The organism is Streptomyces sp. NPDC090106 (genome assembly GCF_044747265.1).
Lineage (GTDB): Bacteria > Actinomycetota > Actinomycetes > Streptomycetales > Streptomycetaceae > Streptomyces.
Window position 1 is genome coordinate 272,135 of sequence record NZ_JBIVDS010000011.1, and the last position, 23,586, is coordinate 295,720.

The following is a 23,586-nucleotide window of genomic DNA, read 5'->3' on the forward strand; positions in this document are numbered from 1 at the left end:
GAACATCCTCACCCCCTCGGGTAGAGCCCGCCGGATCCGCGTCACAGAACGGCTTCACCCGCTCCGCCGGGCGTGGTCCTTGAGGGACTTCTCGATGGTGCGGGCCCAGGTGGTGAACGACTCGGCCTGCTCGGCGGTGAGTTCGCGTACGGAGATCTCCTCCAGGGCGCGCCACATGTCGGCGATGGGCTGCCGCAGGGCGCGGCCCTGGTCGGTGAGGTGGACGACCATGACGCGCCGGTCGTGCTCGGCGGGCTCGCGGGTCAGCAGTCCCGCCTCCTGCATGCGGCGCAGGGACTTGGAGACGGTGGAGTGGTCGAGGCCCGCGTGGTCGAGGAGTTCCGCCTGGGTCCGGTGGTCGCGGTCGAAGAGCTGCATCAGCAGGAGTTCCTGGCCGGGGTGCAGGTTCAGGGCGCGGAGCATGGTGGCGGCGTGGGCGCGGTGGGCGCGGGCGAGCTGGAAGACGGCGTAGCTCAGGCGTCCGTCGCGCGCGGTGTCGGGGAGCGCGGAGGCGGCGGCCGGGGCAGGATCGGGCGCGGGGGCGGGGGCGGGTGCGGGGGTGGGGGTGTCGGGCATGGTCTGTTCCTCGTCGTGCGGGGTCAGTTGACGGTGAGGACGATCTTCCCGCGGTTGTGGCCGGCGTCGCTGGCCTGCTGGGCCTTGGCCGCGTCCGTCAGGGGGTGGGTGGCGCTGATCGTGGTGACCAGGGTGCCGTCGGCGGCCTGCCGGGCCAGTTCGGCCAGCCGGGCGGCGGAGCGCCGCTGGGGGCCCTCGGCGAAGACGACACCGAGTTCACGGGCGCGGAAGTCGGCAGTGGTGACGATCCGGTCGGTCGTGCCGCGCAGGGCGATGGAGTCCTCCAGCGCGCCCTTGCCCGCGGCGTCGAAAACGGCGTCCACTCCTTCGGGGGCCAGCGCGCGGACCCGTTCGACGAGGTGGTCGCCGTAGACGAGAGCGGTGGCGCCGAGGGAGGTGACGTGCTCCTGGTTGGCGGGCGAGGTGGTGCCAAGGACACGGGCGCCGCGGGCGACGGCGAGCTGGACGGCGATGGTGCCCAGCGCCCCGGACGCCCCGTGGATGAGGAGGGTGTCGCCGGCACCGACGTCCAGCAGGTCCAGGACACGTTCAGCACCGTCGGTGGCGACCGGCAGGGCAGCGGCATGCGTCCAGTCCAGTGCGGCGGGCTTCGGGGCCAGAACGTCGGCGGAGGCCAGGGCGTACTGGGCGTAGGAGCCGGTGTCGGACCAGCCCAGGACCTCGTCCCCCACCTCCAGGCCGGCGCCCTCGCCCACGGCGTCCACCACACCGGCGATCTCACCACCGGGAACCGCGGGAAGCGCGGTCGGGAAGACGGCCTCCATACCCCCGGCACGGATCTTGCCGTCCACCGGATTCACCCCGACGGCCTTCACCCGCACCCGGACCTGCCCGGGACCGGGCTCGGGAACCTCCAGCTCCGCCTCACGCAGAACCTCGATACCACCGAACGCGTCGAAAACGATGGCCTTCATGACTGTCCTCCATGGTCGCGAACCGCGCCGACCCCTTAATGTGGCCAGCCACATAAAAGTAGCACCGAATATGTGGCTAGCCAAGTAATGGGTCGAGTGGCTGCTCACGCCCGTCACCCGCCCCCATCGCCTCCCTTGACCGAGGGCACGCAGAGCTTCCCTCCCGGCCGCCGGGACGCCACGCTCACCCCGTGACCTCAAACGACTGGCTCGACCGTCTCCTCAACTTCCCGCGTGACCACAAGGAAGGCTCCAAGAGCCCCCATCAACTCATCACCCAACTCGTCACCGAGACCGATCCACCCCGTCCGGGGAGGGCCGAACTCACCCGCCTGGTGACCGAACGCGTACGCGACTCCCCCGAACTCATCGAGCTCTGGCAGCGCTACGTGGAGGACCTGCGCCGCAGCCCCGCCCCGTACATGAAGGGACTGGTGGTCGGCCTCTGGGACCGCGGAGAAAGGGACGTCGTCGAGCACGACAACGAGGTGGACGCCTGCGCCGACCTGGCGGTCCGCGAGATCGAGTTCCTGATGAGGTGGAACACCGACTGATCCCGCCCCCTCAGGCAGGCTCCGGCTCACATCACCTCCCATCCCCCGCGGCCCCAGAGGCGTTGTCAGTGGTGGGAGGCAGGATGGCGGTATGAGTTCACCAGCAGCAGTGATCATGGATGGTGCCGCCTACGCGCAGGCGGTCGAGGACGCGCTGAAGGCGTCGGCCGCCTACTACGCGGGCGGCACGTCGGCCCTGGACGACGACTCCTACGACCGACTGGTGCGCGGCATCGCCGCGTGGGAGGCCGGGCATCCCGATCAGGTGCTGCCCGACTCGCCGACGGGGAAGGTCGCCGGTGGCGCCGTCGAGGGCGATGTCCCGCACACGGTGGCGATGCTGAGCCTGGACAACGTGTTCTCGCCGGAGGAGTTCACCGCCTGGACGGCCTCGCTGGCCCGCAGGATCGGCCACGACGTCGAGCGGTTCAGCGTCGAGCCGAAGCTGGACGGGCTCGCGGTGGCCGCCCGGTACAGCGGCGGCCGACTCAGACAGCTGATCACCCGGGGGGACGGGGTGGCCGGGGAGGACGTCTCGCACGCGATCGGCACCATCGAGGGCCTGCCGGACGAACTCGCCGAACCCCTCACCGTCGAGGTCAGGGGCGAAGTGCTCATGACCACCGCACAGTTCGAGCACGGCAACGACGTCCGGACCGCGCACGGCGGGCAGCCGTTCGCCAACCCGCGCGGCGCCGCGGCGGGCACGCTGCGGGCCAAGGAGCGCGCCTACACCGTGCCCATGACGTTCTTCGGCTACGGCCTGCTGCCCGTGGCCGGTACCGAGCCCGAGCTCGCCGCCCTGCTGGAGCAGAGCCCGCACAGCGCGCTGATGGCCAAGGCGGGCGAGCTCGGGGTGAACACCACCGCGGGCACGCCGGTGCCCGGCGTCACCGCCGACACGGTCGACGGGGTGCTGGCCCGGGTGCAGGAGATCGCCGCGCTGCGCGCCGAGCTGCCCTTCGGGATCGACGGGATCGTCATCAAGGCCGACCTAGCCGCCGACCAGCAGGCGGCCGGTTCGGGTTCGCGCGCCCCGCGCTGGGCGATCGCCTACAAGCTGCCCGCGGTCGAGAAGATCACCCGGCTGCTGGAGGTGGAGTGGAACGTCGGCCGCACCGGCATCATCGCCCCGCGCGCCGTCCTGGAGCCCGTCGAGATCGACGGCGCCACCATCACGTACGCCACCCTGCACAACCCGGCCGACATCACCCGGCGCGACCTGCGGCTGGGCGACCGGGTCATGGTCCACCGGGCCGGCGACGTCATCCCGCGCATCGAGGCACCGGTCGCCCATCTGCGGACCGGTGAGGAGCGGCCGATCGTCTTCCCCGACGTGTGTCCGCGATGCGGGGCCGGCATCGACTCCGGCGAGCAGCGCTGGCGGTGCGTGAACGGCCGCAACTGCCACCTGGTCGCCGCGCTGTCGTACGCGGCCGGCCGCGACCAGCTCGACATCGAGGGCCTGGGGCACACCCGTGTCGTCCAGCTCGTCGACGCCGGTCTCGTCACCGACCTCGCCGGTCTGTTCGCGCTCACCCGCGAGCAGCTCCTCGCCCTGGACCGGATGGGCGACACCAGCACCGACAACCTCCTCGCCGCGCTCACCGCGGCCAAGGGCCAGCCCCTGTCACGGGTGCTGTGCGCACTCGGCATCCGCGGCACCGGGCGTTCCATGTCGCGCCGTATCGCCCGGTACTTCGCCACGATGGACCACATCCGCGCCGCCGACGCCGCGGCGATGCAGCAGGTCGAGGGCATCGGTGTCGAGAAGGCGCCGTCGATCGTCGCCGAACTCGCCGAACTCGCCCCGCTCATCGACAAGCTGGTGGCCGCCGGAGTGAACATGACCGAGCCCGGCGCCACCCCGCCGGTCCCCCAGGACGACGAGACCGAGGACGGAGAGACCAAGGGCGGCGGGGGCGACGGCTCAGGGGGCGGTGCCGCGCGCGAGGAGGGGCCGCTGGCCGGGATGACCGTGGTCGTCACCGGCGCGATGACCGGTCCTCTGGAGCAGCTCAGCCGCAACCAGATGAACGAGCTGATCGAGCGGGCGGGTGGCCGGTCCTCCTCCAGCGTCTCCAAGAAGACCACCCTCGTGGTGGCCGGGGACGGTGCCGGTTCGAAGCGGGCCAAGGCCGAGACGCTCGGTGTCCGGCTGGCGACCCCGGACGAGTTCGCCGAACTGATCGCCGACTTCCTCGGCTGACGCCCACGGCGCCGCGAGGACCACGGCCCACTCCCACTCCCTGGCACCGCTGTCGAGCGGCGGCGCCAGGGCAGGTCGTCCTCGTCGCCTACGCGCAGATCAGGTTGCGGACTTCCTGGAAGGCGTCGTACTCGGCCTTCTGGTCCACGGGCAGCTGGTAGAAACCCGCGGTGATCTTCGGGACGGACGGTATGACGGACAGCCGGAACTTCTGCCCGTCCTGCGTCGCGATGTGGAAACGGCCCTGGAGGTCACGCTTCTTGGTGGCGCCGCGGTTGGCGTCGGAGATGGTGACGGGCGTGCCCGCGGTGACCCGGCCGTTGTTCTCGTCGACGGGGACGATGACGAGTTCGGTGCTGCCCGGCCGGAAGCCCACCGCGTAGTTGTAGATGGTCGTACTGCGGTAGACGATGAAGTTCCGCTCCTTCATGTCCGAGGCGTAGACCTTGGTGTAGCCCGCGCCGTCGGGCACGGCGGCGTCGAAGGCCGCGTGGATCTCCGCCTTGAGCTGTTCCTTGCTCACCACTGTTTCGCACTCCCTACGAGTACCGAGACTGTCAGAACTGGCGTTGACTGTACAGCCAGCCAGTCAAAAGACCGAATCCCAACTACGTCCTCCGTCAACGGAGTTGGCTCACCCGTCCGCCCCAGGGCCGAGGCCCTGCAGCACAACGGCGAGAATGGGCGTAGCGGGCCGGCCGGCGAGGCACGGCATCAGCGACGAGCGGGAGTGGGGGGCGGGTGTCGCCACGGTCGGCGGAAGCCAACGAGGAACTGAGGGCCCAGTCGCGGGAGAGGATCCTCGCGGCGGCCCTGGAGGTGTTCGCCGAGAAGGGGTACCACGACGCCACGATCTCCCACATCACCCAACGGGCGGGCGTCTCACGGGGCTTGCTCACCTACTACTTCCCCGGCAAGCAGAACCTGGTCGACGAACTCCTCGACCGCTACCTCGACGGCGTCACCGCCCTCACGGACGTCACCGGCACCCCGGACGAGCGCCTGGCCGCCATCATCGACGGGGTGATGCTCCTCGCCGCCTCGACGGCCCCGGTGCAGCGCATCACGCTCAGCCTGGTGATCAACCCGGCCACGCACCCCCTGTTCGCGGCGGCCGAGCGGCGCAAGGAGAAGCGGGTGACGGCCCTGGAGGACAGCCTGCGCGCCCTGTTCGCCGCGCGCGGCGCCGAGGACCCGCGCACGGAGGAGGTCCTGCTGCGCAGCGTCCTCGAAGGCGTCGTCTTCAAGACGGCGGTCTACAGCGACCAGTACCCCGTCGAGCGGATCCGCCGCCGCCTCCACACCCTCTACGGCCTCCCCGCACCGACCGCTGACCTCCCCCTCGCGTCACCCCCGCCCCGGGCCACCCGACTGCGGGCGTCCCAGGCGAAGCCGTAGAAGCCGTGGAAGCCGTAAGTGCCGTAGAAGCCGTGGAAGCCGTAGAGGAGCACGAGCACGTGAAGCCGTCAGGGGTGTGGGCCACGGCTGTGGGGGTGGCCCGGGTGCGGGCGCTGGAGAGCGGGCGGAAGGACGCTCTGTTCCGTGATCCGCTGGCGCGGGCCTTCGCCGCCGCCGGCGGGTTGTGGCCCTCCTCGCCCCCGGCGGAGGGAGAGGCCGCGCGGCGGCGCCGGCGGGCCGTGGCGTTCTCCATCGTCATCAGGACGAGGTTCCTCGACGACCTGTTGCGGCGGGCTGCCGCGTCCGGGGTGCGTCAGGTGGTGCTGCTCGGCGCCGGTATGGACAGCCGTGCGTTCCGGATGGACTGGCCGGAGGGGACGCGGCTGTTCGAGGTCGACACCGGTGCGCCGCTGGAGTTCAAGGAAGCGGTGCTGGAGCGGGAGCGGGCCGTCGCGCGGTGCGAGCGGATCGCCGTCCCGGTGGATCTGCGGGAGGACTGGCCGAGTGCGCTGGCCGCCGCGGGGCACGATCCGTCGCAGCCCACCGTGTGGATCGCCGAGGGGCTGCTGATCTATCTGCCCGCGGAGGCCGTGGAGTCGCTGCTGGCGAGGGTCGGGGCGCGGTCGGCGAAGGAGAGCCGGATGGGGCTGACGCTGGGCTCGCGCGGTGTGATCGACCGCTTCGGGGCGGATGCCGCGCCGGGATCGGCGGCGTCCCTGTGGGTCTCGGAGATGCCCGACGATCCGGTGGAATGGCTGGCCGGGTACGGGTGGCGGGCCGAGTGCCACACCCTGCGCGAGCGCGCCGCCGCCTACGGCCGGCCCATCGACAGCCCGCCGCGGCCCGAGGAACGGCCCGGCGGGTTGATCTCCGCGGTCCGCCCCTAGGCCGCGGAGATCAACCCGCCGGGCGTCCCCGGTCCAGCCGTCGGTACCCGGCGCGCGCGGGGCGGCGCGTGGAAGACCGCTCGTGAGGGACTTCTGGCGTCCAGTGGTCGACGCGACGCAGTCGGACAGATGCCGCGTCGGCCACTGGAGCCCCGTGCGCGTCGAACGCCGTCAGGCGTTGGTCCGCTCCCGTGCCAGGGCCGAGAGCTTCCTGAACTCGTCCCATTGCACCCGGGGGCGTTGCAGGCCGCGCCGTTCCAGGTAGCGGTTGGTGGCCTGCCTGGTGTGGCGCAGGACGCGGATCGCGTCGGTCGGGCGGCCCGAGCCCATCGGCTCGATCACCTTGGAGGGGACCAGCAGCCAGCCGTCACCGTTCTCGCGCAGTTGGCCACGGACGAGCGCGTTGTGCATGTGGTTGAGGCGTTCGTCGTGCCGGTGCACCAGCAGGGAGGCGGGGCCAGGGGTCGCGGCGCAGTCGGCGGGCAGCACCACCGTGAAGCCGTCGTCCGTGGCCACCGGCCGGGTCCTGGCGAGGACGGGCGCCCCGGAGGCGTCGCGGGCGCCCAGCACGGCGGTGGGGAAGCGGGCGAGCTGGGCGGCTCCGAGCAGCGGGGACGGCGGGCCCGGCTCGGGCGGGGTGAGCGGCTGGAGCGGGGACCGCACCGTCAGCTGTTCCGGGGTGACGGTGATCAGCAGCCGCAGGTAGTACCAGTCCATCAGGCGCCGCATGGGAGCGGCGAGGTACGACCGGCTGTGCGGCTGCCGCTCGAAGAGCATCTGCCAGTACTCCTCCGCGCCCTGGGGCCCCGTCATGATGGCGTCGGGGCACTCGGCCCGGCCGCCGACGAAGATCTGCGGGGCGTGGTCGAGGCCGCTGCCGGTGGGGTCGGAGAAGAGGAGGGCGACGCGGCCGTCGCGGCGCACGTTCAGAGCCTTCTGCGCGAAGGCCAGGGACGTGCTCAGCAGAAGCGTCCCGTCCTCGCGGCGCCGTACGGCCGTCGGCCAGGTCAGCGGGGTGCCGTCCCGGCCCAGGGTGACGAACTCGCAGGTCCGGTAGGCGTCCAGGACGTCGAGCGGGGCGGAGTCGAGGAGGGTCACCGTCCCGCTCCCTGGTCCAGAGGCGCGCGCAGGGCACGGCAGGACGCGGCGTACTGGCGTCGGCCGACGGCCTTCCAGAGCAGGCGGCCGATCAGCGGTGCCTTGCCGAGGAAGTAGGCGCGTTCCTGCGGCGTGGCGTCTTCGAGGATCGCGCCGAGGGCGAGCATCAGCTTGTTCTTGGGCAGCCGCTCCATTCCGCGGTGGCCGACCAGGTCCCACTCGGCGACCGTCAGATGCTCGGCGATCAGCGGCAGGACCAACTGCTCCTCGTCGTCGAGGTGTTCGAGCAGCGCGGTCCGGTGCTCCTCCAGGGCCAGCGCCAGTTCCTCCCTGGCGATGGCGTCCGCGCCCTGCTCCCACAGGGGCGTCCACTCGGCGACGGCCGCCAGGCTCTGGTCGATGCGGCGGTGCTGCTCCTCCATCCGGCCGACCAGTTCGTCGTCCTGCTCGGCGCGGGCGCGCAGCAGCGGCCAGACGAGTTCGTCCTCCAGCTCGTGGTGGTGGTGCAGACCCGCCGTGTACTCGCGCAGGAAGTCGGCGACCTCGGTCGCGCGTGCCGTCTCACTGTCGGGCACGGCGCGCACCAGTCGCGGCAGGAACCTCGACTCACGGCGGAAGACCCGGTGAACCACGACCATCTCGTGGGTGTAGGGGCGCTCGGTGGCGGGAAGTTCGCCAGTCGCGCTGCTGGGGGACACGCTTACCTGCTCCAAACGATCATGTTTCGGCAACAGCCTCTCAAGTTGCCGCGGGGGACTTGGAACATGCTTGGCGCCTTCTTGGAATCACGGAGGGCTGCTCCGGGGGGAAGAGAGGGGGGAGACGGAAGGGAGGGGGCGGGGGCCGACCGGTCCGGTGGGGTTGGCGAGGGCGAGAGCACGGCGGAGGGCGAGAGCGCGGCTGAGGCCGGAGGCGGGCGCGGACGAGAGCGCAGGCGCGGCCAAGGACGAGAGCGCGAGCACAGCAGAGGGCGGGCGCGGGCGAGAGCACGTCCGAGGGCGCGGGCGAAGGCGAGCGAGCGCGGGCTGGCGGGCGAAGGCCAGCAAGAGCGCGGCCGAGGGCGAATGCAAGCGCGGGCTCAGCCGAGCGCGAAGGCGGACCAGCTCACCGTGCCGGCGCAGCCGGCCGAGCCCATCAGGCCGCCTCGGGTAGATTGCGCTGCCGTGTTGCACATACGCATCCTGGGATCGTTGAGCGCCGAGTTCGACGGGGAGCCGATCGACCTCGGGACGCCACGGCAGCGGGCCATCCTGTCCATGCTGCTCGCCGCGCGGGGCAGTGTCGTGCCCGTGGACCGTCTGGTGGACGGGGTGTGGCGGGACGTGCCGCCGGCGAAGGCCCCGGCCTCGTTGCACGCCTACATATCCAACCTGCGTCGTGTGCTCGAACCCAACCGTCCGCCGCGCAGCCCGGCGACGGTCCTGGCGACCGCCCCTCCGGGGTACCTCCTGCGGCTGGGCCCGGACGCGGTGGACGCCTGGCGCTTCGAGACGGCCGTCCGCCGGGCACGTGACGAGGAACCCGCGCGGGCCCGGTCGCTGCTGGCCGGGGCGCTCGGCACCTGGCAGGGCCCTCCGTTCGCGGAACACGAGGAGGCGGGCTGGGCGGCGGCCGAGGTGGCCCGGCTGACGGAGCTGCGCGCCGAGGCCCGCGAGCTGGCCATCGCGTGCGACATCCGTACGGGAAACGCGGCCCAGGCGGCGGCCGACGCCGGAACGCTGGTGCGGGAACACCCTTTGCGGGAGGAGGGATGGCGCCTGCTCGCCCTCGCCCAGTGGGCCGGTGACCGGCGGGCCGACGCGCTGTCCACGCTGCGCCGGGCCGCCCGGACGTTCCGCGACGAACTCGCCTGCGAGCCCGGCCCCGCACTGGCCGAGCTGGAGGACGCGGTCCTGAACGGGCGCCTCGACGTACTGCGCGCCGCGGCGGCACCGTCGTGGAGCCGGGCGGACGAGGCGCGGCCGAGGCACTCCGTCGCGGCGGCACACGCCCCCGCCGCGCACGCCACGGCTCCCGCCCCCGCCGCGCACTCCCCCGCCGCGCACACCGCGGACCACCCCCCGCTGCGCGAGCTGTTCGTCGGCAGGGCGGCGGAGTTGCGGACCGCCGCCGCGGCCATCGGCGCCGCGCGGCAGGGCGGCGGCATGCTGGTGGTGACGGGCGAGCCCGGTGCCGGGAAGTCCGCGCTCGTCGCCCACCTCGCGCAGCGGCTGCGCGGCGACGGCTGGACCGTCCTGGTCGGACGCTGCCCCGAGTACGAGGGCGCCCCGCCGGCCTGGTCCTGGTCGGAGATGCTCCGCGAGCTCGCCCAGGTCACACCGCCCAAGGACCCGGAGGAACTCGCGGCCCTGCTGCACGAGCACGAACACGTCACCCCGCCGCACCCCGACGACGCCGCCACCAGCAGGTTCCGGATGCATCGCGCGTTCGCGGCCTGGCTGCGCGCGGCGGCGTCCGCCCACCCGATCGCCCTGGTGGTCGAGGACCTGCACCGCGCCGACAGCGAGGCGCTCGCCCTGCTGGAGACGGCGACCGACATCACCGGTGTGCCGTTGTTGACGGTGGTCACCTACCGTCCGGCGGAGACCGGCGAACACCTGGTCAAGACCCTGGCCCACGTCGCGCCGCGCGCCCCGCACCGCCTGACGCTGGACGGCCTGCCCGCGCAGGACGTCGCCACCCTCGTACGGACCGTCTGCGGCGACGGCGTGGACGCCGCGACCATGACCGCGCTCGCCGAACGCACCGGCGGCAACCCGTTCTACGTCCTGGAGAGCGCCCGACTGCTGGCCAGCGAGGGCGCGTTGGTCGCGACCTCCGAAGTGCCCCAGGGCGTACGGGATGTGCTGCGGCGGCGGCTGGCCAAGCTGCCCGCACGGGCGAGGTCGGCGGTCCAACTCACGGCGGCGATGGGCATGGAGGCCGATGTGAGCGTCCTGGCCGCGGCGTCCGACACGACCGAGGACGACCTGCTCGAAGGGCTCGACGACGCCCTCACCGCACGGCTCCTCGTCGAACCCCGCCCGGGCCGGGTGCGGTTCGAGCACGCCCTGGTGCGCGACACGGTGTACACCGACCTGTCGGGCATCCGGCGGGCGCGTCTGCACAACCGGCTCGCCGACGTGCTGCGCCGCCACCGGCCCGACGACCTGGCCGCCCTGGCCCATCACTACGCCCGTTCCGGCAGCACCGCGAACGCGCCCGCGGCCGTCGACTACGCGCTGCGGGCGGCGGAGGCCGCCGAACGCCGCTACGCCCACGAGATCGCCGCGGTCCTCATCGAGCAGGCCATCGAGGTACGCGCCGCCGCGGGTCACGAGGGCGCGGACGACGGGCCGGAGCACACCGTCGGGCTGCTGGTGCGGTTGCTCGGCGCGCAGGTGCGCGCCGGTTCGACGGACGCGGCCAGGCACACCCGGCGGCGGGCCGTCGAGCTCGCCGAACGCGCCGGCCGGGGAGACCTGGTGGCCGCGGTGTACGGCGCCTGGACCGAGCCCTCCCCCTGGCACAGCCGCCTGGGCACGAAGGACGACGACGCCGTGCTCCGGCGGATCGACGAACTGGCGTCGGACCCGGACCTGGACGACGCGAGCCGGATCGGGATGCTCCAGACGCTCGTGGCCACCGTCGCGCCCACGGACGCGCGGCGGGCGGCCCGGATGGCCCGCACCCAGCTGCTGCTGGCCCGGACCAACGGTGAACCGCGCCTGCTGGCAGCCGCGTTGATGACGTCCGCGCAACTGCTCCCGCACGAGGTGCGCGGCGCCGAACGGACCCCTCTGGTCGCGGAGTTGCGGGAACTCGCGCGCACGCACGACCTGCCCGCCTACCGCTGGGTCTGCGAGCGCCTCGACGCGCTCACCGCCGCGACCGTCAACGACCCCGCCGCGGTCGTACGGCACACCGCGGAGGGGCTGAGCCTCGCGCACCGCTACCGGATGGTGTGGGCCCAGGGCCTCGACACGGCGACCTCCGCCATGCTGGCCGCCGTCCAAGGCCGTTTCGAGGACGCGGAAGCCCAGTACATCGAGGCCGACAAGCTGTTGCAGCGGGTCGGCGCCCACAAGGCGCAGGGGCTGCACACCCTCGGCATGGCCACGATCCGGCTCGCCCAGGGCCGGCCCCGTGAGATCGAGCCCGTGATGCGGGCCCTGTACGACACCGTCGGGGCGCCCGTGGGCATCCTGCTGGCCCTCGCCCTGCTCCTCATGGGCCGGCCCGACGAGGCGCGCGCCGTCCAGATGCCCGAGCAGCCCGTGACCGATCATCTCTACGGCATCGAACTCGACTTCCGTGCCCGTCTCGCCGTCCTCGAAGGCGACGCGGAGGAGGCCGCGCTGCTGGTGGGGCATCTGCTGCCGCTGGGCGCCCAGTTCGCGGGCACGGCGGGCGGCGCGTACGCCACCCGGCCGCTCGCGCACGCGTTGGCGGATCTGTACCGGCTCCTGGGCGAGGGCCAGGCCGCGGCCGACCACTACGCGCTGGCGTACCGCACCGCCCGGATCTGGTCCTCGCCGCACTCCGCCGAGGCCGCGCGCCGGGCGGCGACGGAGCTGACGGCGGCCCGCTCACCCCGGTGAACGGCCGCCGAGGAGACGTGACTTCGCGTCTGCCCGGGTTCCGGGGTTCCGGAGTTACGTCCGGTGCACGGGCACCGTCCAGCGGCCCGGCCGGGTCTCGTGGCCGACTTCGGGCAGCCGTGAGCCCGCCAGGACGCCCAGCAGCCCGAAGGCGGCGAGCCCGGTGAACAGCGCGGTGTAGCCGCCGAGCGCGAGGACGGCGGGCGCGGCCAGCGGGACGAGGGAGTCCGGCAGCGCGTTGGCGACGTTGAAGAGCGCCAGGTCCCGGGCCGACTCGTCCTTGTCGGGGAGCACGCGCACGCAGACGGCGAGGTCGACGGAGAGGAACGTACCCATGCTGACGCCCATGACGGCCACTCCCCCGTAGACGAACGCCATGTCCTGGGCTCCCGCCATCAGGACGAGCGCGACGGCGGCCAGGACACCGGAGAAGGCGATGAACGGCTTCTGGCGGCGCAGCGCGTCGGAGAGATGCCCGGCGGCCACGCAGGAAACGGCGACGCAGCTGATGGTGAGCAGCCCGAGCAGGAGCACCGTCCCGCTCAGCTCCTCGGTGGTGGTGTCGAAGCGCTCCATCAGGAAGAAGGTGCTGTACGTGCTGGACGCGTAGGCGCAGGTGATCAGGAAGCGGACCAGCCAGGCCCAGGTGAACGCCGGGTGGCGGCGGGGATCGAACCAGAACGACGCGACGAGCGCGCGGAGGTCGAGCGGGGGCCGGGGCGCGTCGCCGAGCCGCTCGCGCAGCAGCAGGACGGAGACGACGGTCGTCCCGAGCGCGCACAGGGCCACGACCGCCCAGGTTCCGGCTCTGCCGCCGGGGGCGACGTCGGCGAGGGCCAGACCGGCCAGAGGTCCGCATGCCGCCGCGAGGCCGATGAGGCCCGCCATGCGTCCGGTGCGCTCCTCGGCCACCTGCTCCGCCAGCAGAGCGCTGCCGGCCGCCCGCTGGAACGTGCAGGCCAGTTGCACACCGCACCACAGCGGGACGAGCTGCCAGACCTCGGTGGTGAAGGGGATGACCACCAGGGCGAGCGCGGCGGCCACGGAGCCGAGGAGCATCCAGGGGCGGCGCCGGCCGAAGCGCGTGCGGGTGCGGTCGGAGATCCGGCCCGCGACAGGGCTGCTCAGGATGGCGACCAGGGCGCCGAAGCCGGTGACGATCCCGAACGCCGTGGCGGCCCCGGTGTCCGCGACGGCGTCGAGGTGCAGGGCGAGCAGGAGCTGGACGGGGGTCGTCAACGCGATGGTGCAGGCGAACTCGGACAGCATGACGGCGCCGGCAAGCCGACGCATCCGTGTGCCGCCGCCGGGCTGCTTCTCGGCGGGCGTGACGAGGGACGGTGTGGCCATGGGGGATTCAGTTCCTCGGAGAGAGCGGGGAGGGCGGAGAGAACGGGGAAGCTGGGGAAGCCGGGGAAGCCGGGGAGGGCGGTTCGAAGGGGTGGCCACCGTCGCGGGACTGCCTTGGAGACGACTTGGCCCACATCGCGGGACACCGGCGGGCCGCTTCGCGCCTCGGCCAGGGCTGGCCTAAGGTCGCCGCACCATGGTGAAGATATGCGTGCTCGGTCCGCTGCGGGTCGAAGTCGAAGGCCGGACAGCGAACTTCGGCAGCCGCTTGGCGCGCGCGATCCTCGCCCAGTTGCTGATCGCGCGCGGGGCGTCCGTCTCGGCGGACCGGCTCGTACGGCAGTTGTGGCGGGCGGCCCCGCCCCCCAGCGCCCGCGCGTCCCTCCAGGCCTACGTCGCGCAACTGCGCCGCGTTCTGGAGCCGGACCGGCCGCCGCGGGCGCCCATGCGCCTGCTGATCAGCGCACCCCACGGCTACGCCCTGCGCCTGTCCCCGGACCAGCACCTGGTGGACGCCTGGCAGTTCGAGAGCGAGCTGGCCGCGTGCCTCGCGCTTCCCCCGGATCACCATGCCGAGGTGGCCCGGCGGCTGAAGACGGTGCTGGAGCTCTGGTCGGGCCCCGCCTACGCCGAGTTCGCCGACGAGCCGTGGGCGGCGGACGAGCGGGCGCGGCTGGAGAACCTGCGGTGCGCCGGGCGTGAGGCCCTGGTGACCGCGCACCTCAACAGCGGTGCTCCGCAGGAGGCGTTGGCGGAGGCCGACGCGCTCACGCGGGACCAGCCGCTGCGGGAGGAGGGGTGGCGGCTGCTGGCTGTCGCCCTGTGGGCCGTCGGCCGTCAGGGGGACGCGCTCGCGGCGCTGCGGCGGATCAGGGACCGGCTGCGCAGCGACCTGGGTGTCGTCCCCGGCCCCGAACTCGTCGCACTGGAACAGGCCGTGCTCCAGCAGCGCCTGGACGTGCTGTACCGCTTCACCCGCCCGGCCGCCGCCACAACCGCCACCGCCACGGAGGCGCGGGAGGGTGCGCGTACGTCGACGCCCGCACCGGAGGCCGGAGTTCAGGCCGCCCCCACGACCGCCCCCGGCCGCATCGAACTCATCGGCCGGGACACCGAACTGGCCGAGCTGGACGCCGCAGCGGCCCGGGTGCGTCAGGGGCAGGGGCAGGTCGTCCTGCTCTCCGGTGAGGCGGGGATCGGCAAGTCCAGCCTCCTCGACCACCTGGTCGGCGCCCTCCCGCCGCAAGGGTGGCTGGTGGCGGGCGGGCAGTGCCCCGAGACCGACGGCGCGCCGCCCGGCTGGGCCTGGCTCACCATCGTCGGCACGCTCACCGCCTCCGTCCCGCTCTCCGACGACCTCGGCCTGCTGCTGTCCGGCCGGGGTCCCGGCGCCGCCGCGTGGACGGTCCAGGACGGCAACCCGGCGCACCGCTTCCGCCTGCACCAGGCGTTCCTGTCCTGGCTCCGCGAGACCGCGGCCGAGCGCCCCGTCGCCCTGTACCTGGACGACCTGCACCGGGCGGACGAGGAGAGCCTCGAACTGTTCCTCCTGTGCGCCGAGCAACTGCGCACCGCGGCCGTGCTGCTGGTCGCCGCCTACCGTCCCGGCGAGGACGACATGACGCGGGCGCTGGACCGGCTGGCGCGCTGCTATCCCGTACGGCTGCCCCTGGACGGGCTGCCCGCGGCGCAGGCGCGGCACCTGGTGCAGCGGGTCTGTCCCGTCGAGGTGAGCGAGCGGGCGGCCGTCGCGCTCGCGGAGCGGACCGGCGGCAACCCGTTCTACCTCCGCGAGAGCGCGCTGCTGCTGGCGGAGGAAGGCGAGGAGCGGGCTCTCGCCCGGATTCCGCAGGGCATTCTCGACACGTTGCGGCGCCGGTTCGCGCGCTTCGAGCCGGCCGATCTGGCGGTGCTGCGGCTGATGGCGGTCGCGGGGCGGCGGACGGCGGTCGATCTGCTGACCGCCGCGGCCGACGTCGACGAGGAGCGGGTGCTCGACGCCCTGGACGCGGGCGTCGCCGCCGGGCTGGTCGTCGAACCGTCCATCGGCCAGGTCCGGTTCTGCCACGCGCTGGTCCGCGAGGCCCTGGAGGCCGACCTCACCGAGGTGCGCCGGGCCCGGATGCACTCGAAGCTGGGCCACTGCCTGCTGAAGCTGGGCTCGCGCGACGTGGCGGCGATCGCCCACCACTTCCTGCGGTCCGGCGCCGTCCTGTCCGCCGACGCTCCGCTCGCCGTCGAGTACGCCCAGAAGGCTGCGGAACAGGCGGTCCAGCGCCATGCGCCCCACGTGGGCGAGGCCCTTCTCGACGAGGCGCTGCGCTGTCTGGAGCTGCGCCCCGCGCTGTTCGCCGCGGCGGACGCGCCGGCGCTGGAGGTGGCGCTGCTCGGCCGGCTGGTCCGTATCCGGGTCCGGCTCGGCGCGATCCTCGGCGCGCAGGAGGCCCTCGGCCGGGCGGTGGAACTGGCGCGCGGCCACGGCCGGGACGATCTGATGGCCGCCGCGTACAGCGCGTGGAGCGAGCCCACCCCGTGGCAGTCACGCGGCTACGGCATCACGGACGCGGTCGCCGTCGCGGACCTGACGCGGCTGCTGGACGGCGCCGACCTGGAGCCGCGCCGGCGCTGTCTGCTGCTGGACCGGCTGGCGTGCGCCCACGATCTCGCGGACGCGCGTGCGCTGGAGCCGGCGCGGGAGGCGGTGGCGCTCGCCCGCGGTCTCGGCGAACCGCGCCTGGTGGCCCAGTCGATCGCCACGCTTGTGAAGATCGTCGACTTTCTGCACGGCCCGGACACGGTGGTGACGCTCCATCGGGAACTCGCCGGGCTCACCGAGGCCGGTGACCTGCCGGAGTACGCGTGGATCGCGCGGTACACGGCCGCGCGTGTGGCCGCCGCCGCCAACGACCTGCCCGCCCTCACCCGCTGTCTCGACCTGGCCGACGAACTGGCGCGGGACTACGAGTTGGCGGGCACGTACACGCTCGGCCTGCTGCGGCACCCGATGCTCGCCATGGCGCAGGGGCGGTACGAGGAGTCCGAACAGGCCCTGTTCCAGGCCGTGGACGTCTTGCGCGCGCAGGGCATGGTGAATCTGGAGGGGTTCGTCGCGCTGGCGGTCGGCTGCCTGCGGCTCCAGCAGGGCCGTCTGGCGGAGACGGCGCCCGCGGTGCTGGCCGTGTACGAGCAGATACGCCCCGCGAACGAGGCGCTCCCCGTCCTCGCCCTGCTCGCCACGGGCGACCGGGAAGGCGCGCGGCGCATCCACGCCGAACGCGTGCCTCTGCGGCGGGACTTCTCCTTCGCTCTCCAGGCGACGCTGCGGGCCATGGCCGTGGTCGCCCTCGACGACCGTGCCGAGGCCGCCGAGCTCTACGTGATGCTGTCGCCCTTCCGGGACCAGGTGGCGGGGGCGACGACCCTCTCCGTCGCCCTGCGTCCCGTGGCCCAGTCTCTGGGTGAACTCGCGCTGCTCCTGGGCCGTGTGGAGGAGGCCCGGGAGCACTTCGGGCGCGCCGAGCGCGTGGCCGGGCGGTGGAACTCCCGGCACTGGGCGGACGACGCCCGAGCAGCGCTGGCCGCGCTGGCGAACGAAGGCCCGGCAGCGGGTCGTTGAGGCGTCCTCGCGGAGGCGCCGCCACGTACCGAGACCTGCGAAGACCTGCTGTGGGGAGATCCCAAGGACGTGCGAAGGACGTGCCAAGGAGGTGCCATGCGGCAGCGGAGCCTCCGGGCGGATCCCGGACTGCTGCCGGACGCCGGCGCCCCACGGCCGAGTCCGACGCGGCCCGGACGGTCGTCGGCCGGTGCGGTGGGCTGCGCCCGGCACCGGCCGCCGCCTCCACCCGGGTGGAGGCGCTGTCCGCCCGGCCGCTGAGTGCCGTCAGGTGGCCGTGGGCCAGGAGCGGAGCAGCGCCGCGAGCTTGCGTGTCGTGCAGGCGGGGTCGCGGAGCAGGTCGCGCAGGGCCATGGCGTCGTCGCGGGTGGGCTTGACGGGGATGCCGGAGGCTTCGAGGTACATGACGCCGGTCGCGGCGGCGACGGCCATGTTGGAGCGTTCCAGCCAGCGGCAGCGGCCGAGGATGTGGACGAGCGCGGCGGCACGGGCGTAGGGGCCGTCGTAGACGGGGTGGTCGAGGAGTTCCGCCTGGTGGGCCGCGATCGCGGCGACGGGGATGCCGTAGTCGTCAGGCGCGGGATCGCGGGCGCCGGAAAGCTCGGCGACCTGGAGGATCCAGGGGACGTCGATGTGCAGGTCCATCAGGCGGCGTGGGCTCCGGAGGCGGCGGCGGTGTGTCCGGTGTCGGCGTCCTCGGCCTCGTCGAAGAGGGCCTGGTGCTCGTCGAGGAAGCGGCGCGCGGCGTCGAGCCCGCGGGCACGCAGCCCGTCCACGTCCTCCCTGACCAGGAGGGCGATGTAGTCACCGACGCTCAGCCCCCGGTCCTTGGCCCGGGCCCGGGCCAGCTCGGCCACCTCGTCGTCTACGCGCGCTCCCAGCTGTGTCTTCGCCATGGAGGCATGGTAACAGCTGTTACCGCACGGCGGGGCGCGGCGGGCCTCACAGTTCGATCTCGATGAACTTCATGTCCGTGAACTCCACGCCCAGGCCCGGGGCGCGGGAGTTGTTGGCGCGGAAGTACATCTCGGCGAGGGCGTCGGCGGTGATGCTCTGGAGCTGGTGTTCGGTGGCGCCGGCGTCGCGGGCCGCGAAGAGGCGGCCGGCCCAGTGCGGGGGCAGGGCCTGGGTGATGTCGCGGACGCGGGCGTCGTCGGTGGTGCCGGGGGCGGCGGTGAAGCCGAAGCGGGCGCGGGCGGAGAGGACGACGCCGTCGGTGCTCGCGGCCTTCTTCTTCGCCTTGGCTCTGATCTGGGGCTGCCAGCGCTGGGTGACCTCGCGTTCCATGCGGTCGCGGAGGTCCTTGCGGGGGCGCTTGAACCTGCCCGCGAGGTAGCGCTCCACGGTGCGCTGGGAGGTGCCGAGCAGGTCGGCGACGGCTTTCGTCGTCTTGAGCTGTCTGACCAGGTATTTCATCTGTGCCTGGGCGGACTTGGGGATGGGGCGGGTGAACGCGGCCTGGAGCGCGCGGTCCAGGCCGTCCCCGACGGAGTCCGTCATCGTCGGCTACTCCCCTTCTCCGGCGGCCGGGTCGGTCTTGATGAGGTTGGCGACGTTGAAGACCCCGCCCTGCTCCTCGAACCGGGCCTCCGCCCACAGCACGGTCTGGGTGCCCTGGTGCTTCACCATCCCCGGCGAGATGCCGAGCCGGAACGTGCCGGGGACGGGCTTGCCCTCGTCCGTGTGCGGCAGGAAGTCCAGCGGGGACGGGCCCGGGGACGGGTAGACGATGGCGTCCGTGCCGATCGCGACGGGGTAGAGGCCGGCCGTCGCCGCGGTCTTCATCAGCTTGCGATGGATGCCGATGCGTACGTTGGCGAGGACGGCGGCGCGGATGTCGGGGCGCCAGGTCTCCCGCTTCAGCGCGGGCCACGGCTCGTAGTACGGCACCTGGCCGCGGCTGCGCTGGCGCAGTTTGCCGATGCCGCCCTTCGCCGTCGCCTTGATCGCCTTGGCCAGCAGGGCCATCGTCGGGTCGGTGGTCCTGGAGCGGGTCATCGCGTCCAGGAACTCCTGGCCGGTCATGGCCGTGGTGACGCCGAGTTCGGCCATCGTCGCCACGTACGCGTCGCGCAGCCGCTTGTACCAGGGGTCCAGGTAACGGCCGTTGCGCAGACGGACGTACGCCTCGATCGGTCTGACCTCGAAGCCGAGTTCCTGCGCGTAGGCGAGCGTGGGGGTGGCGTACCAGGCCGGGCCCGCGGGGTGATCGCCCTTCGGCGTGAACGGGGACGGGAGCCGATTCCCGTCGACCGTACGGCCGTTGACCTCCACGCGGGACAGGTCGGCATGGCTGAGGTCGACCAGCCAGGAGCCGGGGAGCGTCGGGTCGAAGACCGGGTTCCTGCCGTAAGTGGGGCCGTCCAGGCCGACGGTGAGGCCGTTGGCGGCGGCGGCGAACGCCATGTTGACGTCGATCGCGACCAGATACGGCTGCATGCACTCGTCGTCGGTCAGCTCGCGGCACCAGTCGTACGGCTCCTCGGCGAGCATCTGGTCCGGGGTGCGCAGATGGTGCCGGGGCCACTTGCCCTTCAGGATCGGGTGCTCGTCGGGGACTTCGCACTCCACGACGTCGTACACGGCGGTGAGCGCGTCCGGGTTGAAGGCCCGCTCGAACTCGCCGGTCGTCTCGTTCTTCTCCGCGCGGGTCGGCGGGCGCAGCGCCGTCATCAGCTCCAGGCCGGTGGTCGACGCGGTGCCGCGCGGGGTGATCACCTGCTGGGCGTACGTGCCGAGGTAGCGGGCGAGGTCGGCGGGGTGCATGGACGGGAGCTGGGGGGCGTCCTTGTCGTCCCACTCGCGTGCGTCCAGGGCGTTCCAGGACGGGATGCACACCTGTACGCAGCGGCGCCGGGAGCCTTCCGGGTCGCGGTAGACGCGGGCCCAGGGGCCGAACCCGAGCTGGGTGAGCTGGAGTTCGGCCTTCTTGATCTGCTTGACGACCTTATGGCTGTCCGGGAGGCGTCCCGCGCGGCGCTCCTCGTCGGAGAGGGCGGCGGGCAGGCCGTACCGCTCCAGCGCGGCCGGGGTGAGGACCAGGACGGGGTCGGCGTCCCGGCCGTTGCGGTGCAGCCGCGCCTGCCCGAGCTTCGCCTCGGCGAGCGTCCAATCGACCAGCGCGGGAAGGGACTTGGCGGGCACGTCCAGGACCAGTCCGCCTACGCAGTACGCCGACACGTGCCCGTCCGCGACGTCGACCACGGCGAGGGGGCCGTTCTCGAAGCGGGGGTCGGCGGGGGGAGCCGAGGCCGAGGGGACGGCCGCCTGCTTCGCCCGCCCCGGCCCGGTGCGCGTCCCCGGCTTCCGAGTGCCGGGGCGCGGGCGGGGCGGCGAGACGGACTCGGGCGTCGGCTCCGGCGTCGGAGTCGGCTCCGGCTCGGGCGTCGGCTCCGGCGTCGGAGTCGGCTCCGGCTCGGGCGTCGGCTCCGGGACGGTGGGCGCAGGTGCGGCAGCGGCCTCGTCAGCAGGAACAGGGGCAGAAGCAGGCGCCGGGTCAGCCTCGGGAACCGCGTCGGGAAAACGCTGGGCGAGCCCTTCGAGGAGGCGGGCGTACGCGGCGCGCTGCGGTGGCCGCGGGTCCGTCCGGCCGGCCTCCCAGTTGCCCACGGCCTCCCGGCGGGTGCCGAGCGCCGCCGCGATCTGGGCCTGGCTGAGACCGGCGGCCTCGCGCAGCCGCCTGCGTTCGACGGGCTCCGGAAGGTCGTCCTGGGCGACCTGTTCCAGCAGGGCGTCGACAGCGCTGAACAGCTCGTTCTCAGCAGTCACAGGGCACACCTCCAGCACGCACAGCACGCACCTTACCCTGATCAACTTCTGAATCACTCGGCGAATCGCGCGCCGATCGCGCATCGGGACGACGAGACGGTGGTCGCCCTCCCGGACGCCTGCCGCTCAGTGCGCCAGCAGCATCCGCCGGGCCAGCCGAGTCAGCTCCCGCGTCGCCGGTGACAGGACCGAACCCCGTCTGCGGACGACCGCGATCGTGTCGTAGAGCGGCTCGGCGAAGCCGACGGTGTGGAGGGTGTCGGGGAAGGCGCGGCTGCGGGCGACCGCCCGGGAGACGATCGTGTCACCGGCGCCGCGCGCGACGATGTGCAGGGCGGATTCGACGTGCTCGACCTCGATGGCGGCGGAGAGGGTGACGCCCTCCACCTGGGCCCGTTCGGCGAGTTGGCGGCGGGTGGGGTCGCGCCAGCCGTAGTGGGCGTCGTACAGGATGAGGTTGGCGGTCGCGAGGTCGGCCATGGTGACGGGGCGTGCGGTGCGGCCGGGATCGGCGGAGGCGTAGACGACTTCGTCGCGCATGAGCGGGGTGACGTCGAGGCCCTCGGCGTCGACGGGCAGGACGACAAGACCGGCCTCCAGATCACCGGCGCCGACGGCTTCCGCGACCTCCGCGGAGTTCAGGCCGACGATCCGCAGCCGCACCTTGGGGTGACGGGTGTGGAAGGTCTCCAGCAGCTCGGACAGGAAGTAGTAGTCGGCGTTGCGCAGCAGGCCGAAGGTGGCCACGCCGCCGTCGAGCGAGGTCAGTGAGCGCAGGGCGCGGTCGGCGCCGTCGGCCGCTTCGGTCGCCTGCTGGGCGTACGGCAGGAGTTCCTCACCGGCGGCGGTCAGGACCAGCCGGCGCGGGCCGCGGGTGAACAGCGGCACCCGGTAGTGGTCCTCCATGCGTTTGATCAGTTCCGACACCGAGGGCTGGGTGGTCCGCAGCTCGGTCGCGGCGGCCGAGAAGGTGCCCAGGCGCGCGGAGGCCAGGAAGGCCCGGAGCTGGTTGAGGGTGATCCCCGGAGCGGAGGAAGGAGGCATGTCCGCCATCGTGTCATAGGGCAACCCTATGAAGTGTCGCGGACAAATCGGGGTTGTCCTAGAGGAAGGGCTGGTTCAGGCTCAGCCGTATGAAATTGAGCCACCGCTTCACCACCGCCTACGCCGACCGTTTCACCCTGCTCAAGGCACCCGCGGTGGACGCACCGCCGGCCCAGCGCGACCCCGAGGTGATCGAGACCGTCAGCCGCATGCTGTCGGAGATCGAGCGCGACGGCGTGGACGCGATCCGCCGGTACGCGAGCTCCCTCGACGGCCAGTCCGACGGCGCGGTCGAGCTCGGCGCGGCCGAGGTGGCCCGCAGCGGCGACCGTCTGCCCAAGGACCTCCGGGAGGCGATCGAACTCGGCGCCGAGCGCACCCGGCGCTTCGCCGCGCTCCAGCGCGCGCACCTGACGGACTTCGAGGAGGAGATAGCCCCCGGGCTCCTGGTCGGACAGCGCTATGTGCCGGTCGGCGCGGTCGGGGCGTATCTGCCGGCGGGCCGTTTCCCGCTCACCGCCAGCGCCTTCATGACGGTGGGTGTCGCCAAGGCCGCGGGTGTCCCGACCGTGGTCGGGTGCACTCCGCCGCAGCCGGACGGCCGCGCCAACGACGCCGTCACCTACGCCGCCCACCTCTCCGGGATCGACCACCTCCACGTCCTCGGCGGTGTGCAGGCCCTGGCCGCGATGGCCTTCGGTCTGCTGGACCTGCCGCCCGTCGACATGCTCGTCGGCGCGGGCAACGCCTACGTCGCCGAGGCCAAGCGCCAGCTGTTCGGCACGGTCGCCATCGACCTGCTCGCCGGCCCCTCGGAGGTCGCCGTCATCGCCGACGCGACGGCCGACGCCGAGGCCGTCGCCGCGGACCTGCTCGGCCAGGCCGAGCACGGCCCCACCTCCCCCGCCGCCCTCGTCACCACCTCCGAGCAGCTGGGACGGGACGTCATCGCGGCGGTCGAACGCCAACTGGCGACCCTGTCCACCCAGGACATCTGCGGCCCCGCCTGGCACGACCACGGCTCGGTCGTCCTGGTCGGCAACCGGGAGGACGCGGTCGCGGTCATGGACGAGCTGGCCCCCGAGCACCTTGAGGTCCACACGGCGGAGGACGACTGGTACCACGACGCCCTGCACAACTACGGCTCCCTCTTCCTGGGCCACTGGAGCACGGTGGCCTACTCGGACAAGGGCATGGCCGGCACCAACCACACGCTGCCGACCGCGGGCGGCGCCAAGCACAGCGCCGGGCTGTCCGTCTCCCGCTACCTCAAGCCGCTCACGTACCAGCGCATCAGCCGCGAGGCGACCCCGCTGCTCGCCGAGGCCGTCCAGGTCATCTCCGCCAGCGAGGGCATGACGGCCCACGAGGCCACCGCCACCCTGCGCCTGCGCAGCTACGCGAGCTGACCCCGCCCTTCCCCGGCCCCTCTCGCCCCGGCCCTGAGAGCCGGGACCCGGCGCGCCTGAAGGGCCCGCCCCGCGCGGACCCCTCGGGCGCACGGCGGAGAATCCAGGGACACACCCGACCCAATCCCCCGATGTCCCCAGAACGGCACACACGACCCAGCC

Annotated in this window: 18 protein-coding genes; 7 read left to right on the top strand and 11 right to left on the bottom strand. The window is 73.1% G+C overall.

Annotated features, from left to right (window positions below; all coding sequences use genetic code 11):
• Positions 1-54 precede the first annotated feature (54 nt).
• Both ACIPSE_RS32715 and ACIPSE_RS32720 read right to left on the bottom strand, forming a co-directional pair.
• A complete protein-coding gene (locus ACIPSE_RS32715) occupies positions 55-576 on the bottom strand; it encodes a MarR family winged helix-turn-helix transcriptional regulator (protein ID WP_401669737.1) in 522 nt (173 codons plus the stop codon).
• A gap of 23 nt (positions 577-599) precedes the next feature.
• The gene (locus ACIPSE_RS32720; protein WP_401669740.1) at positions 600-1,511 is read right to left on the bottom strand and encodes an NADP-dependent oxidoreductase; all 912 of its coding nucleotides are present in this window, start codon (positions 1,509-1,511) and stop codon (positions 600-602) included.
• Between the two features lie 191 nt (positions 1,512-1,702).
• Between ACIPSE_RS32720 and ACIPSE_RS32725 the strand changes: the two genes are divergently transcribed.
• Both ACIPSE_RS32725 and ligA read left to right on the top strand, forming a co-directional pair.
• Positions 1,703-2,065 (top strand): hypothetical protein, encoded by a 363-nt coding sequence (locus ACIPSE_RS32725; protein WP_401669742.1) that lies wholly within the window; start codon positions 1,703-1,705, stop codon positions 2,063-2,065.
• 91 nt (positions 2,066-2,156) lie between these two features.
• Positions 2,157-4,274, top strand: coding sequence for an NAD-dependent DNA ligase LigA (gene ligA / locus ACIPSE_RS32730; RefSeq protein ID WP_401669744.1), 2,118 nt, complete (start codon positions 2,157-2,159; stop codon positions 4,272-4,274).
• Between the two features lie 88 nt (positions 4,275-4,362).
• Here ligA and ACIPSE_RS32735 read toward each other — a convergent pair whose 3' ends face one another.
• The gene (locus tag ACIPSE_RS32735; RefSeq protein ID WP_401669747.1) at positions 4,363-4,797 is read right to left on the bottom strand and encodes a hypothetical protein; all 435 of its coding nucleotides are present in this window, start codon (positions 4,795-4,797) and stop codon (positions 4,363-4,365) included.
• A gap of 218 nt (positions 4,798-5,015) precedes the next feature.
• Between ACIPSE_RS32735 and ACIPSE_RS32740 the strand changes: the two genes are divergently transcribed.
• Positions 5,016-5,672 (top strand): TetR/AcrR family transcriptional regulator, encoded by a 657-nt coding sequence (locus ACIPSE_RS32740; protein ID WP_401669749.1) that lies wholly within the window; start codon positions 5,016-5,018, stop codon positions 5,670-5,672.
• Between the two features lie 74 nt (positions 5,673-5,746).
• Complete coding sequence (locus ACIPSE_RS32745; protein ID WP_401669986.1) at positions 5,747-6,559, top strand: class I SAM-dependent methyltransferase; 813 nt, start codon at positions 5,747-5,749, stop codon at positions 6,557-6,559.
• A 171-nt stretch (positions 6,560-6,730) separates the two neighbouring features.
• On the opposite strand, the gene ACIPSE_RS32750 is transcribed toward ACIPSE_RS32745, so the two are convergent.
• Positions 6,731-7,657, bottom strand: coding sequence for a pyridoxamine 5'-phosphate oxidase (locus tag ACIPSE_RS32750; RefSeq protein ID WP_401669752.1), 927 nt, complete (start codon positions 7,655-7,657; stop codon positions 6,731-6,733).
• Positions 7,654-8,355: a hemerythrin domain-containing protein gene (locus tag ACIPSE_RS32755; protein WP_401669755.1), complete on the bottom strand. Its 702-nt coding sequence runs from the start codon at positions 8,353-8,355 to the stop codon at positions 7,654-7,656. The genes ACIPSE_RS32750 and ACIPSE_RS32755 overlap by 4 nt, the downstream gene beginning before the upstream one ends.
• Before the next feature lie 492 nt (positions 8,356-8,847).
• Between ACIPSE_RS32755 and ACIPSE_RS32760 the strand changes: the two genes are divergently transcribed.
• Complete coding sequence (locus tag ACIPSE_RS32760; RefSeq protein WP_401669757.1) at positions 8,848-12,237, top strand: BTAD domain-containing putative transcriptional regulator; 3,390 nt, start codon at positions 8,848-8,850, stop codon at positions 12,235-12,237.
• A 54-nt stretch (positions 12,238-12,291) separates the two neighbouring features.
• Here the strand turns inward: ACIPSE_RS32760 and ACIPSE_RS32765 are convergent, their stop codons facing one another.
• The gene (locus ACIPSE_RS32765) at positions 12,292-13,587 is read right to left on the bottom strand and encodes an MFS transporter (RefSeq protein WP_401669759.1); all 1,296 of its coding nucleotides are present in this window, start codon (positions 13,585-13,587) and stop codon (positions 12,292-12,294) included.
• 196 nt (positions 13,588-13,783) lie between these two features.
• Here ACIPSE_RS32765 and ACIPSE_RS32770 point away from each other — a divergent pair, with 196 nt between their 5' ends.
• Entirely contained in the window at positions 13,784-17,203 is a 3,420-nt protein-coding gene (locus ACIPSE_RS32770; RefSeq protein ID WP_401669761.1) for a BTAD domain-containing putative transcriptional regulator, read from the top strand.
• 267 nt (positions 17,204-17,470) lie between these two features.
• Here ACIPSE_RS32770 and ACIPSE_RS32775 read toward each other — a convergent pair whose 3' ends face one another.
• From ACIPSE_RS32775 to ACIPSE_RS32795, 5 genes are all read right to left on the bottom strand, one after another.
• Complete coding sequence (locus tag ACIPSE_RS32775) at positions 17,471-17,848, bottom strand: fic family toxin-antitoxin system, toxin component (protein ID WP_401669764.1); 378 nt, start codon at positions 17,846-17,848, stop codon at positions 17,471-17,473.
• Entirely contained in the window at positions 17,848-18,099 is a 252-nt protein-coding gene (locus ACIPSE_RS32780) for a hypothetical protein (protein ID WP_401669767.1), read from the bottom strand. The genes ACIPSE_RS32775 and ACIPSE_RS32780 overlap by 1 nt, the downstream gene beginning before the upstream one ends.
• Positions 18,100-18,145: 46 nt before the next feature.
• Positions 18,146-18,703, bottom strand: a complete 558-nt coding sequence (gene tpg / locus ACIPSE_RS32785; protein ID WP_401669770.1) for a telomere-protecting terminal protein Tpg — start codon at positions 18,701-18,703, stop codon at positions 18,146-18,148.
• Between the two features lie 6 nt (positions 18,704-18,709).
• The gene (gene tap / locus ACIPSE_RS32790) at positions 18,710-20,971 is read right to left on the bottom strand and encodes a telomere-associated protein Tap (RefSeq protein ID WP_401669773.1); all 2,262 of its coding nucleotides are present in this window, start codon (positions 20,969-20,971) and stop codon (positions 18,710-18,712) included.
• A gap of 126 nt (positions 20,972-21,097) precedes the next feature.
• Positions 21,098-22,015, bottom strand: a complete 918-nt coding sequence (locus ACIPSE_RS32795; protein WP_401669776.1) for a LysR family transcriptional regulator — start codon at positions 22,013-22,015, stop codon at positions 21,098-21,100.
• Positions 22,016-22,104: 89 nt separating this feature from the next.
• Between ACIPSE_RS32795 and hisD the strand changes: the two genes are divergently transcribed.
• A complete protein-coding gene (gene hisD / locus ACIPSE_RS32800) occupies positions 22,105-23,424 on the top strand; it encodes a histidinol dehydrogenase (RefSeq protein ID WP_401669778.1) in 1,320 nt (439 codons plus the stop codon).
• Positions 23,425-23,586 lie beyond the last annotated feature (162 nt).